Origin of the sequence: Tateyamaria algicola, assembly GCF_047715485.1 — a bacterium.
Taxonomy (GTDB): Bacteria; Pseudomonadota; Alphaproteobacteria; order Rhodobacterales; family Rhodobacteraceae; genus Tateyamaria.
This window is the reverse complement of the sequence record NZ_CP180422.1, coordinates 156123-169774: the sequence shown is the minus strand read 5'-3', so window position 1 is coordinate 169774 and position 13652 is coordinate 156123. Positions and strand designations below refer to the sequence as shown.

Annotated in this window: 13 protein-coding genes and 1 pseudogene; 5 read left to right on the top strand and 9 right to left on the bottom strand. The window is 61.1% G+C overall.

Annotated features, from left to right (window positions below):
- Nucleotides 1–62: 62 nt before the first annotated feature.
- From ACMHLQ_RS03070 to ACMHLQ_RS03055, 4 genes are read right to left on the bottom strand one after another with little or no spacing between them, the layout of a single operon-like run.
- Nucleotides 63–3353, bottom strand: coding sequence for a chemotaxis protein CheB (locus ACMHLQ_RS03070; protein WP_415403295.1), 3291 nt, complete (start codon nt 3351–3353; stop codon nt 63–65).
- 58 nt (nt 3354–3411) lie between these two features.
- Nucleotides 3412–3801 carry a response regulator gene (locus ACMHLQ_RS03065; protein ID WP_415403294.1) on the bottom strand — a complete coding sequence of 130 codons (390 nt, stop codon included), beginning with the start codon at nt 3799–3801 and terminating at the stop codon, nt 3412–3414.
- Nucleotides 3794–5272, bottom strand: coding sequence for an ATP-binding protein (locus ACMHLQ_RS03060; protein WP_415403293.1), 1479 nt, complete (start codon nt 5270–5272; stop codon nt 3794–3796). The genes ACMHLQ_RS03065 and ACMHLQ_RS03060 overlap by 8 nt, the downstream gene beginning before the upstream one ends.
- Nucleotides 5272–6021, bottom strand: a complete 750-nt coding sequence (locus ACMHLQ_RS03055) for a substrate-binding periplasmic protein (RefSeq protein WP_415403292.1) — start codon at nt 6019–6021, stop codon at nt 5272–5274. The genes ACMHLQ_RS03060 and ACMHLQ_RS03055 overlap by 1 nt, the downstream gene beginning before the upstream one ends.
- A gap of 274 nt (nt 6022–6295) precedes the next feature.
- Here ACMHLQ_RS03055 and tig point away from each other — a divergent pair, with 274 nt between their 5' ends.
- The 3 genes and pseudogenes from tig (at nt 6296) to ACMHLQ_RS03040 (ending at nt 8689) form a co-directional block, all read left to right on the top strand.
- On the top strand, nt 6296–7630 hold the full coding sequence (tig, locus tag ACMHLQ_RS03050; protein WP_415403291.1) for a trigger factor: 1335 nt from the start codon (nt 6296–6298) through the stop codon (nt 7628–7630).
- 187 nt (nt 7631–7817) lie between these two features.
- Entirely contained in the window at nt 7818–8168 is a 351-nt protein-coding gene (locus ACMHLQ_RS03045) for a DUF6404 family protein (RefSeq protein ID WP_415403290.1), read from the top strand.
- Between the two features lie 45 nt (nt 8169–8213).
- A pseudogene (locus ACMHLQ_RS03040) lies at nt 8214–8689 on the top strand (carboxymuconolactone decarboxylase family protein).
- Between the two features lie 53 nt (nt 8690–8742).
- On the opposite strand, the gene ACMHLQ_RS03035 reads toward ACMHLQ_RS03040, so the two are convergent.
- The 4 genes from ACMHLQ_RS03035 to rpsF all read right to left on the bottom strand — a co-directional run bounded on the left by ACMHLQ_RS03035 (nt 8743) and on the right by rpsF (nt 10694).
- Nucleotides 8743–9222 carry a DUF4329 domain-containing protein gene (locus ACMHLQ_RS03035; protein ID WP_415403289.1) on the bottom strand — a complete coding sequence of 160 codons (480 nt, stop codon included), beginning with the start codon at nt 9220–9222 and terminating at the stop codon, nt 8743–8745.
- A gap of 209 nt (nt 9223–9431) precedes the next feature.
- Complete coding sequence (gene rplI, locus ACMHLQ_RS03030; RefSeq protein ID WP_415403288.1) at nt 9432–10073, bottom strand: 50S ribosomal protein L9; 642 nt, start codon at nt 10071–10073, stop codon at nt 9432–9434.
- Between the two features lie 12 nt (nt 10074–10085).
- On the bottom strand, nt 10086–10313 hold the full coding sequence (rpsR, locus tag ACMHLQ_RS03025; RefSeq protein ID WP_415403287.1) for a 30S ribosomal protein S18: 228 nt from the start codon (nt 10311–10313) through the stop codon (nt 10086–10088).
- Nucleotides 10314–10331: 18 nt separating this feature from the next.
- Nucleotides 10332–10694: a 30S ribosomal protein S6 gene (rpsF, locus tag ACMHLQ_RS03020; protein WP_415403286.1), complete on the bottom strand. Its 363-nt coding sequence runs from the start codon at nt 10692–10694 to the stop codon at nt 10332–10334.
- A gap of 255 nt (nt 10695–10949) precedes the next feature.
- Between rpsF and ACMHLQ_RS03015 the strand changes: the two genes are divergently transcribed.
- On the top strand, nt 10950–11444 hold the full coding sequence (locus ACMHLQ_RS03015; protein WP_415403285.1) for a hypothetical protein: 495 nt from the start codon (nt 10950–10952) through the stop codon (nt 11442–11444).
- A 134-nt stretch (nt 11445–11578) separates the two neighbouring features.
- Nucleotides 11579–12151: a YceI family protein gene (locus ACMHLQ_RS03010; RefSeq protein WP_415403284.1), complete on the top strand. Its 573-nt coding sequence runs from the start codon at nt 11579–11581 to the stop codon at nt 12149–12151.
- A 132-nt stretch (nt 12152–12283) separates the two neighbouring features.
- Here the strand turns inward: ACMHLQ_RS03010 and ACMHLQ_RS03005 are convergent, their stop codons facing one another.
- Nucleotides 12284–13510: a cytochrome b/b6 domain-containing protein gene (locus tag ACMHLQ_RS03005; protein ID WP_415403283.1), complete on the bottom strand. Its 1227-nt coding sequence runs from the start codon at nt 13508–13510 to the stop codon at nt 12284–12286.
- Between the last annotated feature and the right edge of the window lie 142 nt (nt 13511–13652).

Genomic DNA, 13652 nt, shown 5'->3' with positions numbered 1-13652 from the left:
GGGCTGGTAAACCGATGGTTAAGGATCAGGCAAATGCGACGGGCAGGGCGGGCAAATCAGTCTTACGCCACTGCACTCTCGGCCTTTCTCGCGGGGATCCGCCGCAAGCTGCCAAACACATGTGACACCTTGCTGTCGGCACGGCGGCGCACCTGGCCCTTGCATTCGCACTGGATCTCGGTGCCATCGGACTGTGTGATGCGCAGCATCGTGCGAAAGGCCTGACCGTTTTCCAGCGCGGCCTGGAACCGGTCACGCGCATCGCCGCGCGTATCGGGGTGCACCGTCTGCAACAGGCTCTCGACCGAGGGCACGTGCACAATCGGATCATAGCCAAGAATGTCGAACATCGACCGGTTCCACTGCGGCGTGTTGTTCTCCACATCAAACGAGAAGAAGCCGATGCCCAATTCCTCCTGCACCGACTCGAGGCTGTTGAGGCGAATGTTGCGCTCGGTCTCGTCTGCAGTGTCCCAGATGACGCCGATCAACTGGGTCGCATCGCCATCAGCATTCTTGATCAGGGTCGTCTTGCCGCTGATCGACACAATATGCCCGGAGGGGCCGAAAATGCGCTGGTCAAAACGAACGCTTCCCCCGTCCTGCATCAGTTTTTCGAGGTCGTCGGCAGCCTTCTTGCGGTCCTCTGGATGCACAAGGTTCAGCGTGTCGCTCCAGGATGGCATCTGCCCCGAATTCGGACGTCCGTAAATGGCAAACATCTCGGGCGACCAGAACAGCTCTTCAGTGTCCAGATTATAGGACCAATGGGCCACCTGGCTGATATCGCTCATCATTTCGACGACGCGCGACAAGGGTTCGCTGTCATATTGGGTGATGGTGATCGACAGGCCGATCAGCTTGCGGTGCTGATCATGGACGGGTGACATGACGAGGGAATAGTATTTGCCCTCCGACAGGATCGACATGCGCCGGGTCTCCTGCACGCGCAACACGGTGTTTGCGATGGGCGCAAGGGCAGGGAAGCCCACGGGCAGGTTACACTGGCTGAGGTGGATGCCGGTGGGGGGAATTTCGCTCAGGCCGAACAACTCGAGCGCCACACTCGACAGGCGGCGCACCATCAGGGCCTGATCGGCCAACGCGACCGTATAGGGGGCCGAGGTCATCGTCGCCTCAAGTTCCGAGGCGAGGGCCTGACGCTCTGCCGAACTGATCTGCAACTCTTCGTTGACGGTCATCAGCTCTTCGTTGCTGGACTGCAATTCCTCGTTCGAGGTTTCCAATTCCTCGTTCGTTGCCTGGAATTCCTCGTTGGTGGACTGCAGCTCCTCATTGGCCGATTGCAGTTCCTCGTTGGCGGTCTGCAATTCCTCGATGGTCTGCTGCAACGCCTCTTGCGTGGCGCGGATTTCCAGCTCCATCCGCTCGACATAGGCGCGGTGTTCCTCGTCCGAGATGTCCTCGATCTTGACTTCGTTGTCTTCCTCGAACTTCGAATTGATCGCGACAAGGCAATGGGTCTCACCGCCCTTGTTGCCAGTAAAGGGAAAGACCTGAAGCTGAACGCGGTTGCCAACCGACAGACCGACGGAATGCCAGCGACCCTCGCGGCGGGACTGGCTGCGCAAGGCAACGGCAATCAGGCTGGCAGCCTCGGCGCGCAAGGGTTCGATCAGCATCTTGATGTTCAGGGCGGTGGAGGCGCCCGCCCGGATTTCCATGAACGGGCTCAGATCGCCAAGAACCTCGATGATGTTTCCGTTGCGGGTGCAGATCATGCCATTGGGGGCGACGGCGCGGGCCAGCGACATCTCGGACTCCGCAGCCGTATCAATGGCCGCCGCCGGACTGGCCGAAGCACCCCTGTTGCGGATCGAGCGCTGAAAGATGCGCGCGCCGGGATCGACGGACAATTCACCGGAAATGCCCCGACGCTTGACGAAGATCTTGTCCGCGCCCTGACGAACCTCAAAGAACACGCCCATCTCGCCCACCGTCTCGGAGGTGCCCAGAAACAGCAGGGCGCCGGCACCCATGGCATAGTGCAGGCGGCTCAGCACGCGTTCCTGCAGCGCGAGGTTGAAGTAGATCAGCAGGTTGCGGATGCTGACGAGGTCCACGTTGATAAAGGGCGGGTCCTGGAACACGTTGTGATGCGAAAACAGGGTGACGGCGCGCAGTTCCGGGCGCACCTTGATCTCGGTCTCGCCCATGATGAAATATTCGTTCAGCAGCTTGGGCGGAATGTCCTGTGCGGCGGCAATCGGATAGACACCGCGCCGGGCCACTTCGATCGCATTCTGGTCGATATCCGTTGCGAAAATCTGGACGTTGTTGTTGCCCAAGGTGCTGATACCGCCGAGGATTTCGGCGATGGTGATAGCGATGGAATAGGCCTCTTCGCCCGTCGCACAGCCCACAACCCAGACCCGGACGGGCCCCTCTTTGCGGTTCTTCAGGCTGCGCTGCAACTCGCGTTCCAGCTTCTCGAACTGGTCGGGATCGCGGAAAAAACGGGTGACCGAGATCAGCAGATAGCGGTGCAGCGCATCCACTTCGCTGACATTGGTGCGGCAGAAATCAATGTAGCCCTCGTAGTCCTCAATGCCGAGGGCTGTCATCCGCCGCGCGATGCGCCGGTTCAGGGTGTTTTCCTTGTAGTCCGCAAAATCCACCTGCGTGCGGGCCAAAAGGATACCGAACAACTCCCCCAAAGGGTTCGGCTCGTCCTGCAAGGCGCGCAAACCGTCAAAATCGCGCGGGCGGGCCAGGATTTTCTCAAGGTGCGTGCCGATCTGTTCGGGCGACAGGGTCAGGTCAACGCATCCCGTCTCGATGGCAGAAGAGGGCATGCCGTCATACTTCGCCGATGCCGGATCTTGCGCGATGGTGATGCCGCCAGCCTCGCGGATGGCCTGCACCCCGTAACTGCCGTCCGAGCCTGTGCCCGACAGCACGATCCCCATCGACCGCTCCCCGCATTCAGCGGCGATGCTCTTGAACAGACGGTCCGCCGACGGTTTGGGAGAGGCCGAATGCCCGGTCGGATTGCGCAGCCGCAAGATGCCGTTTTCGTAAGTCACATCCGTGTTCGGGGGCGTGACATAGATCGTGTCGGGCTCGGGCTTGGTCTCGGCCTCCATCTCGCGCACCTGCAGGCGCGTCTCGCGGGCGATCAGGGTCGACAGCACACTCTTGTGGGTGGGCGACATGTGCTGGGCGACGACGTAGATCGCGTTGGCGTTCTGGGGCAGGTTCTGCACCAGCAGCGATATCGCCTCCAGACCACCGGCCGAAGAGGCCACGCCAATGACGCGCTGGTCATCTGGGGTCCGGTCATCTGTATCCGTGGCCGGATCGTCTTCGGAATTGGTTGTATCAGAACTCATACGCTGTCCCCCAGCCCACGCTTTTCAGTACGCGTGAATACGAATTGGAAAACAGCGTCTAGGCCGCGGCACAATATCGGTCGATCAGGGCAAGCAATTGCCCCGGCGATACCGGCTTGCTGGCAAAACCATCCATCCCAAGCTGTTCGATACGTGCGTCGTCGTGGTAATTCACGTCCGCCGTCACCGCGATGATGGGCACATCGCTGGGAGGGTCGGACTCGAGCCCGCGGATCCGGCGGGCCGCATCGATACCCGACAGCACCGGCATGTGCAGATCCATCAATACAAGGCCAAAGGCGTCCGGGTCGCCGGTCAGCGCTTCGCACCCTTCGGTCCCGTTCGTCGCGACTTCGACTGTCACACCCAAGGTGTGGATGATTTCCTTCATCATGAAACGAGTGAATTCATCGTCTTCAACCAGCAAAACCTTTTTACGGTCACTCATTTTCTTCGTCCTGCCTAACGTTGCAACCAAGGGTTATCAAAAATTCCGTGGTGAAACCATCTTTTTCCGCTGACCTGACGCTAAGTTCCGCGCCCATCAGTTCGGACATTTCCAGACAGATGGCCAAGCCTAGGCCCGTCCCGCCATAGGAACGTTCTAGCCCGTCGTTGATCTGCGTAAAGCGGTGGAAAATGCGCGCCCGTTGCACATCGTCGATGCCGGGGCCCGAGTCGGCGACGGAAATCTCGATGCCGTGGGTGTCGCGGCCCTCATGGGTCATGGGCACGGTGCGCAGGGCAATGCAAATGCCGCCCTGATGTGTGAACTTTGCCGCATTGTCCGTCAGGTTGGTGACAATCTGTGTAACGCGGGCACCGTCCAGCATGTACTTTTCATCCAGCTTGGGGTCGATATCCAGCGTGACGTCGATATCCTTCTGGTGAAAATGCACGGCAGCGACCGTCGTGTCCTGCCACTGTTGGGCAAGGCGGCGGATGTCGGTGGGCCGGGTCGAGATCGAAACGGCATTCGAATCCAGCCGCGACATCTCAAGCACGTTGGTCAGCTGGTTCAACAGCTGATGCGACGCCTTGGTGGCCACGCGGGCATAGTGGCGCTGGCGCTCGGGCACCGCCGCGTCAATCTCGATCAGGTGGAGGAAACCCAGGATCGCGTTCAGCGGCGTGCGCACCTCATGGCTCATCGTGCCGATGAAACTGGTGCGGATGGACAGCGCCTCGCGGGCCTGTGTCTCGCTCTTTATGCGTTCCTCGATCTCTGTCTTGAGGTCGCTGACCGACGACGCCACGCGTGCATCATACTGCTGAATGGCGTGCACGATGTGGTCCAGATCGTCCTCACGGGCATGTGGCGGTCGGTTCAGCTGCAAGGTCTTCAGACCTTTCTCGACATCCGATCCAGCGACATAGCCCGCTATGTTGCGCAAATGCCGGGTGATCATGCGATGGACGATGAACAACAGCGCAAAGGCGGCCAGATAGGCCTTGGCCAGATTGGTCAGCAAGGTCACCCAGAATTGCGCCCAGACGCGGTCGACAATCTTGTCGAGCGACAGATCAACCTGCAACTGGCCCAGATACTCTTCCTCCAGACCATTGGGGGCATAGGACAGCTCGTAAATGCGCTGCACCGGATCCGGCGTGACAACACCGCGCTCCCAACTGTGGCCCGTCTGGCTGACCAGTTCGATATGGGTGATCGCCTCATTCGAGGCCAGACCGTCTAGCACGATGTTCACCTGGTCGAAATCAAAGGTCCAAAGCGCCAATTCCAGCGCATCGGCCAGGGTCATGTCGATCTGATCCAGAACCTGCGTCACATCCGACTTCTGGCGGTTAAAGCTCGCGATCAGCTGCACACTGGTCGAAAAGATCGACAAAACCGATCCCACCAGCAGCGAAGCCAGGACAAGCCGGACACCAAGCCGGTCACTATAAAACCACTTTGTCATCAGCCGCTTTGATCGCCGACATGCTTGGACAACAGAACATCAAGCGACCCGTCCGCCTGCATCTTTGCAAGTGTTTCATTGAAATCGGCCACGATCTGCGCGCTGTCCTCCAGATCCGTGCGCACGGCCATATGCAATCCCTGCGAGGCAAGGATGCCCGGCGCGAATGTGACCCGCTCGGCCAGCGACGGGTCCAGTTGTGTGATGATGTGGCGCACCACGTCCACGCTGTCCAACGTCAGATCAACACGGCCATGTGCCACCATCTGAACGGCCTGCATGGTCGTGGTGACGACCACCTTGTTCAGATATCGCGCGCTGTCGAACTCGTCCTGGTACAAGAAACCATCGCCCACGGCGATCGAATAGGGGCGCAGGTCTTCGACGGCGGTAAAGCGGTGCGTGCCCCCGACGGGCTGAACCAACTGTACTTCGGTGGTGTAAAACGGATCGCCATAGGACAGGAACTGCGCCAGCTCCGCATCCGCAAACAGACTGCCGACAATGTCAAACTGACCGTTGCGCGCACCGTCCATAATGCGCGCCCAGGGCACGACACGGGTTTCGACGGTGTAGCCTGCGCGGCGCAGTACGGTCGCAATCACGTCCAGCGACATGCCTCCATCCGGCAGCGCATCGCCGGAAAAGGGGGGCCATTCATCCGCAACAACGGTCAAGGTCCTGTCTTGCGCCTGCGCGCCCGCACAGATGGTTGCAACCGCAAAAACAAGGGTGAGAAAAAAACGCATCTAAAATGTGCCTCCCGGCAAGGTTGCGAAATTTATGGTTGATGGATCGTTGACGCGCCAGCCTTAAGTTTGCGTTAACTCTGCGTACGCATGTGGCCGCCATTCCTTGGCAACAGCGCCGAAATCGCCGCGATTTGACGAGAATTTTATGGGTTTGTCGGCCCATTTCCCGCTTCACCGCCCAATCCCCTTGCGCCCCGCCCTGACCCTGCATAGAAGGGCGCGAATTTCCGATCAGCCCCCAATGCGGGGCCTATACGCTATGGGAGCACACATGCAGGTCACCGAGACGCTGAATGACGGTCTGAAACGCGGCTACGCCATCACCGTGACCGCCGCCGAACTGGACGCAAAGGTCAACGAAAAGCTGGTCGAGGCGCAGCCCGAAGTCGAAATGAAAGGCTTCCGCAAGGGCAAGGTGCCCATGGCCCTGCTGAAAAAGCAGTTTGGCCAGCGCCTGATGGGCGAAGCGATGCAGGAAAGCATCGACGGCGCCATGTCCGAGCATTTTGAATCGTCCGGCGACCGCCCCGCCATGCAGCCCGAGGTCAAGATGACCAACGAGGACTGGAAAGAGGGCGACGACGTCAACGTCGAGATGTCCTACGAAGCGCTCCCCGACATCCCCGACGTCGACCTGGGCAAGCTCACGCTCGAGCGTCTGGTGGTCAAGGCCGACGACGCCGCGGTCGAGGAAACCCTCGCATCGCTGGCCGAGAACGCGCAGGACTTCAAACCGCGCAAGCCCAATGTCAGCGCCAAGGACGGCGATCAGGTCGTGATCGACTTTGTCGGCAAAGTGGACGGCGAAGCATTCGAAGGCGGCTCTGCCGAAGACTACCCGCTGGTGCTCGGCTCCAACTCGTTCATCCCCGGTTTCGAGGAACAACTCGTCGGCACCAAGAAAGACGAGGAAAAGGCCGTCACAGTCACATTCCCCGCTGACTACCAGGCTGAAAACCTCGCCGGAAAAGAGGCCGTGTTCGACTGCACGATCAAGCTGGTCAAGCGCCCCGTCGCGGCCGAAGTCGATGACGAACTGGCCAAGAAATACGGCGCAGAAGACCTCGACGGTCTCAAGACCCGCATTTCCGAACAGCTCGAAGGCGAATATGCCGGTGCCGCCCGCGCGGTGATGAAGCGGTCATTGCTCGACCAGCTCGACACCGCCGTCAGCTTCGATCTGCCCCCCAGCCTCGTCACCGCCGAGGCCAACCAGATCGCGCACCAGCTCTGGCACGAGGAAAACCCCGAGGTCGAAGGGCATGATCACCCCGAGATCGAAGCCACGGACGAGCATAAGGAACTCGCCGAGCGCCGCGTGCGTCTGGGCCTCCTGCTCGCCGATCTGGGCCAGAAAGCCGAAGTCGAAGTGACCGACGCCGAGATGAGCCAGGCGATCATGGCGCAAGCGCGCCAATACCCCGGCCAGGAACGCCAATTCTTTGAATTCGTGCAACAAAACGCCCAGATGCAACAGCAACTGCGCGCGCCCCTGTTCGAAGACAAGGTGGTTGATCACATCGTCGAAAACGCCTCCGTCACGGACAAGGAAGTCAGCAAGGACGACCTGCAAAAGGCGGTTGAAGAGCTCGAGTCAGAAGACTGATCAACGCCTTCACTGAATGCTGAAAAGGCCGCGCTGACACCAGCGTGGCCTTTTTGATGGGCACCACATGTTCCACGCTTCGGCAGTACACCGCGCGCGCATCGGCAGACCTGCGCTGCCCCAAACCCAACTGCGTTGAACGGCGCGGCTCTCAATGCGATTGTGCCCCACGCTCGGGGGTGCCCATATGTCTGACTATGAACGCCGCTTCAAAGCCGCTGAAACAGAACTCAGCAATGCAGGGATCTGGCCCTCGAACGCCATCCCGCTCTGCACGCGAGTGTTGCACCGGATCGGCCTGAAACCCGTCCCGCCACATTACGTCCCGCTCTGGCGCAGTTTCCTGTCCAACACTCTCTTTTTCACCGTACTGCTGGGCGCTGTCTCGATCTCGGGTGGCAGCATCCCCGGGGGGCGAACGCCGGGGGAATTTCTCGTGCAAACGGTGGTGATCGGATCGGCGCTGGGGCTGGGTCTGGTTGGCTACTACGCGTATGGCCGCAGGCGGCACGCGCTCAGCCGCTGGTCGGATCTGTAGCCCGTCACTCGCACGCCACGGCAAACTGGCCAGCGCCAGCCCGACATGCCATCCTGCCCAAAACATCCGGAGCGGAACATGATTGAGCGGCTCGACTACGCATCCATAAACGGCCCGGCCATCGCAAGCATGGCCAAGGCCAAGACCAACATGCAGTCCATTGATGAGGGTTTGAGGGCGTTGATCGAACTGCGCGTGTCACAAATCAACGGCTGCGCCTATTGTGTCGCCTCCATACCACCGAGGCCCGCAAGGCAGGGGAAAGCACGCAGCGGCTGGACTGCCTCACGGTCTGGCGCGAGGTGCCCTTTTTCACCACGAGCGAAAAGGCGGCGCTGGCCTGGGCCGAGGCGGTGACGACAATCGCCGAGACAGGCGCGCCCGCAGCCCTTTACGAGGCGCTGTGCGACTGCTTTTCCGACCAACAGGTTGTCGATCTGACGCTGATCATCGCGCAAATGAATGCATGGAACCGCCTGGCCATCAGCTTTGGCCACCTGCCGGACCTAAGGGCGGACTGAGCGGCCGCGCCTGCCGAAAACCCCGCACAAGAGGTCGCGCAGGGCAGCCCAAGTCAAAGCCCGCGCAGATCGTCCAGCGTATAGGTGGCCTCGACCGGAAACTCCGGGTCTTCGATGTGGTTCGGATCCGGGATCAGGCAGTTCAGCCCGCAAATCTGGCGCGCCACGCGGTTGCGCGCATCCACATACCACATCCGCCCGCCAGGGGTCGCGATATAGCCGTCGGTGTCGTCCTCGATATCCGTGCGCATGTCATCAAAGGATGGCACCTCGGTCAGGTACTCCAGGCTCGACGCGCCATGGGTGTGATAAGAGGCGACAACCACAAACCCCACCGAACGCGGATTGGGCGGCAGGCAGGAAGACACCCGGCCGCGCTTGGGTTCGGTCGCAATTAGGCCGCCCGCCGCATCAAGCCCGATCAAGCCGCAATACTCACGATCCTCGGCAATCGAGTCTGGCTGGATGTCGTTGAACAGGCGGCTGACAAAGGCGATTTCGGCTTCGGTCTGCGGTGCGGCGCGGGGGGCCATCTCCAAGGTGTCCAGGTCTTCGACAATGCAAGCCGCGACACCAAGACAGGCCAGAAGGGGAGTAGTCTGCGCATGGGCGCACACTGCATCGGGGCGGCCGAATGGTCAAACGCAAGTTGGGCAGGGGATCGCCACGCAGGAAGGTGGCCATAGAAAAAGCCGCGCCCGGGGGTCGGGCGCGGCTCAAACTCTTGTCCGGAAGGTGCGGATCAGGCCTGGGGCGTCTCTTCGTCCTCGGCGGCACCATCGTCTGTGGCAATGCCCGCGGACTCGGCCAGCTCTTCGTCATCGGATGCCGCGGCACCGATGTCGTCAAACAGCTCCTGGATTTCGAACTCGGCAGCGGCTTCCTCTTCGGCAGCCAGCTCCTGGATCGATTTGCCCGAGGCTTGCAGTTCGGCTTCTTCTGCCGAACGGGCGACGTTCAACTGGATCACGGCCTCGACTTCGGGGTGCAGGACAACATGCACATCGTGCAGGCCCAGTTCCTTGATCGGGGCAGGGATCACAACCTGCTTGCGGTCGACCGAGAAACCCTCGGCCGTTGCAACGTCAGCCGCGTCACGGGTGGTGACGGAGCCATAGAGGTTGCCACCGTCAGAAGCCTGACGAATCACGATGAACTGCTGACCGTTCAGCTTGTCACCGAGGGCTTCGGCCTCTTTCTTGGTTTCCAGGTTGCGGGCTTCCAGCTGCGATTTCTGCGCTTCGAAATCCGCGATATTGGCCTTGGACGCGGTCAGCGCCTTTTTCTGGGGCAGCAGATAGTTGCGGGCATAGCCCGACTTGACGTCGACGACGTCGCCCATCTGGCCCAGCTTGGCCACACGTTCGAGAAGGATAACTTGCATGTCAGTCGCTCCTTATTTCACGGCGTACGGCAGCAGGGCGAGGAAGCGGGCGCGCTTGATGGCACGGGCCAGCTCGCGTTGCTTCTTGGCCGAAACGGCGGTGATGCGCGATGGCACGATCTTGCCACGCTCGGACACGTAGCGCTGCAACAGGCGCGTGTCCTTGTAATCGATTGCAGGTGCATTCTCGCCCGAGAAGGGGCAGACCTTGCGGCGACGGAAAAATGGTTTTGTAGCCATGGTTTAGCTCCCTTTCTCTCAGCGGCGCTCGCGGCGGTCGCCGCGGCCTTCGCGCTCGTCGCGCTTTTGCATCTGAACCGACGGGCCGGTGCTGTGCTCGTCGACCTTGATCGTCAGAACGCGCATGACGTCGTCATGCAGGCGCATCAGGCGCTCCATCTCCTGCACGGCGGTGGCCGGTGCATCGGTGCGCATGAAGGCATAGTGGCCCTTGCGGTTCTTGTTGATCTTGTAGGCCATGGTCTTCACACCCCAGTACTCGTTGTCCACGAGGGTGCCACCATTGTCCGACAGGACAGTTCCGAAATGTTCGATGAGCCCTTCGGCCTGCGTGTTCGACAGGTCCTGACGGGCGATCATCACATGCTCATAAAGAGGCATGGACGTACTCCACTTGTATCAAGGCGCATTTCATAGATCGATCCGAATACCCTGCTGGATGATCACGAGAGACTGCGCGGCAAAAAAGGTTTTGCAGGGATGCGCCCGTATACACGGCTCACCGACACAGGCAAGGGCAAACAAGCGGCGCAAGCCCGGCACACCCGCGCCCCGTAAGCGCCCAATTTTAGTCAAGTTTGCACGAAAGGGTAGGCCGCAGATACCGTCGTGTACCCCAACAAGGATGACAGAGTAATGACCGCGCTTTTTGATGCCATGACCGACACCTCCGCCACACCAGCCACAGAGATCCCGCGCACCGTGGACGGGCGCCGCTGGCTGGCGCGCTGCGGCCAGCGCATCGTGGGCGCAGCACTCGTGCTGGCCGCCATTGGCCTCTGGGTGCAGCCGGGCGCATTGCTTGATGCCGACCTGTTGCTGATGAAGTTTGCCCTGTCGCTGATCCTGGGCTTTCTGGGGCTGAGCGTGGTGCAGATGGGCGGCAGCCTGCCTGCGGTCGAGATCGAAATCGACACCGTGCGCCGCGAAGTCCGCCTCGTGCGCGGCAAGGGCCGGGCACGTCAGCTGGTCAGCCGCACCCGCATGGCGGATCTGGGCCGTGCCGAGCAGGTCGGCACCATGACACGGCTCTGGGCAGAGGACGGCGCGCTGATCGCCGAGGTTGCGCTGAGCGACGCGGCCCTGCACACCAGCCTGACCCACGCGTTGCAGGATGCAGGAAAACTGTAACACCCCAGCAGGCGCAATTATGCGCATATCCGCCTGTTCAGGGGCGCGCACAATCTGTTGATCCATGTGCAATTGCTTTGAACGCGCGCACACCCAACTTTGCTCCACATCGTTCAACCTTGTGGAGCACATACATGAAATCCCTTCTTCTTGCCGCCGCCGCTGTGTCGACATCGGCCTCAATTGCCTTTGCGGCGGACCGTTACACGCTGGATTCCAGCCACAGCCAGGTGCTGTTCTCCTACAACCACCTTGGCTTTTCGACGACCTGGGGCATGTTCTCGGGTTTTGAAGGCGAGATCATGTTCGACCAGGAAAACCCCGCCGCCTCGAGCGTGACGGTGTCGATGCCCACAAAGTCGATGTTCACCGGCTGGGAGCAGCGCGACGGCCATTTCATGTCCGAAGACTTCTTTGGGGCCGAGGACGGTGACCTGATCACCTTCACCTCCACCTCGATCGAAGTGACGGGTGACAACACGGCCGCCATCACCGGCGATCTGACCATGAACGACGTGACCAAATCGGTGGTGCTGGACGCCACGCTGAACCAGGCAGGCACCAACCCGCTGGCCAACAAGGACTGGGCGGGCTTTGACGCCACCACCACGCTGCTGCGCTCGGACTTTGGCTTGGGCGCATTCGCCCCGGCGGTCAGCGACGAGGTCGAGGTGCGCATTTCGCTTGAGGCCGAGAAAGCGGAGTAAGCCCCGCAAGCTGCATCTGACGGAATTGACACACCTTTGGTGTGACATGATTTATATAAGAGCCGCCTTTTCAGACGGCTCTTATTTTTTGTGCCTCCGGCGGGGATTTTTTTGGAACAGAGAAGGGGTGCGTCAGTCGCCGCTGCCGCGCGTTGCCACCAGGTCGACATTGACCGCCACGGCGAATTTGAGCGAGCTTTCGTCGGCCATCGTCTCGCCGATGCCAAAGTCGCGCCGATCCAGCGTCAGGCCACCGGCCATGGACGCGGTGTCACCATCCACTGACAGGCCAAAGGGCAGGGTGACGGGCACCGACTGCCCCTTGATCGTCAGCGTGCCTTGCGCCTCGTACCCATCCACGACGGGCACGATATCGGCCACGAACTGCGCGGTGGGAAAGTCGGTGCTGTTGAAGAAATCCGGCCCCATCGCCTGATCCGTGACCGACCCGAGGGTAAGGGAGCCAATGGCGATGGTCACATCGACGCTGCCCGCAACCCCTTGTTGCACTGCTTCGTCAAAGCTGATCGCGGCCGTCCAATCGGCAAACTGCCCCGTGACGTCCGACCCCAACTGCGTGACGGTGATGGTCAGGGCACCCTCCTGCACCTGCCAGTCCGATTGCACATCCTCCAGCGCTGCGCTCTCGGCGCCACTGCCATGGGGCGCATAGACACCCAGGGCCACGCCGCCCGACAGGGCCAGCACCCACAGGGCAAGGGCCGCCACGATGGGCACGGCATGTTTGTGCACCCCGGCGGTCGCAGGCACCTCCGCAGGGCCAAACCACATGCGCCGCAGCGTTGCGTCCTTGTCGATCACATGGTGTTTCAGCGCGCCCGCGATATGCAGCAACAAGGACACGGCCAGCACTTTGGTCAGCACCCAATGCGCCCCGCCAAAGGCCGCCGCGACGGCTTCGGATTTGGGCACCAGCGGCAGGGTCTGGCCCAAGGGCCACCAGATCGGCGCAAAACCCGAGGCCGCCGCGTGGTGAATCCAGCCCGACAGCGGCACCAGCACAAGGCTGCCATAAAGCAGCCAGTGCACCGTCTCTGCCGCCAGCGACTCCATCTTGCGGTCAGGATGCAGCAGGCCGGGCTTGGGCTGGGCCAACGCCCATGCGATGCGGGCCAGCGCAACAAAGAACACCGTCACGCCCAGCGTCTTGTGCAGGGAAAACAGCCAGGCGGTCCGCGCCACCAGATCATCCGCAGGCGCGGTCGCCGCGCGCAACTCGTAAGCCATGTTGTTGGCCACAACCCCCAGCGGGATCAGCACGAGGATCAGCAGGGCGGTCAGCCAGTGAAAGGTCTTGGACACGGTGCCGAAACGGTCGGCGGTGTTGGCGAGGGGCATTGTGGCTCTCCGATGCTTGTCCCTATGGGAACACGTGTGCCCCTAATGTTATGCGTATGCCCCCAGAGACAACCGCGAATTCGCGCACAGCTGTCGTGCGAAGGATCAAGGGGGCCGCACTCTCTTGCCCGGGGCAGTGCGG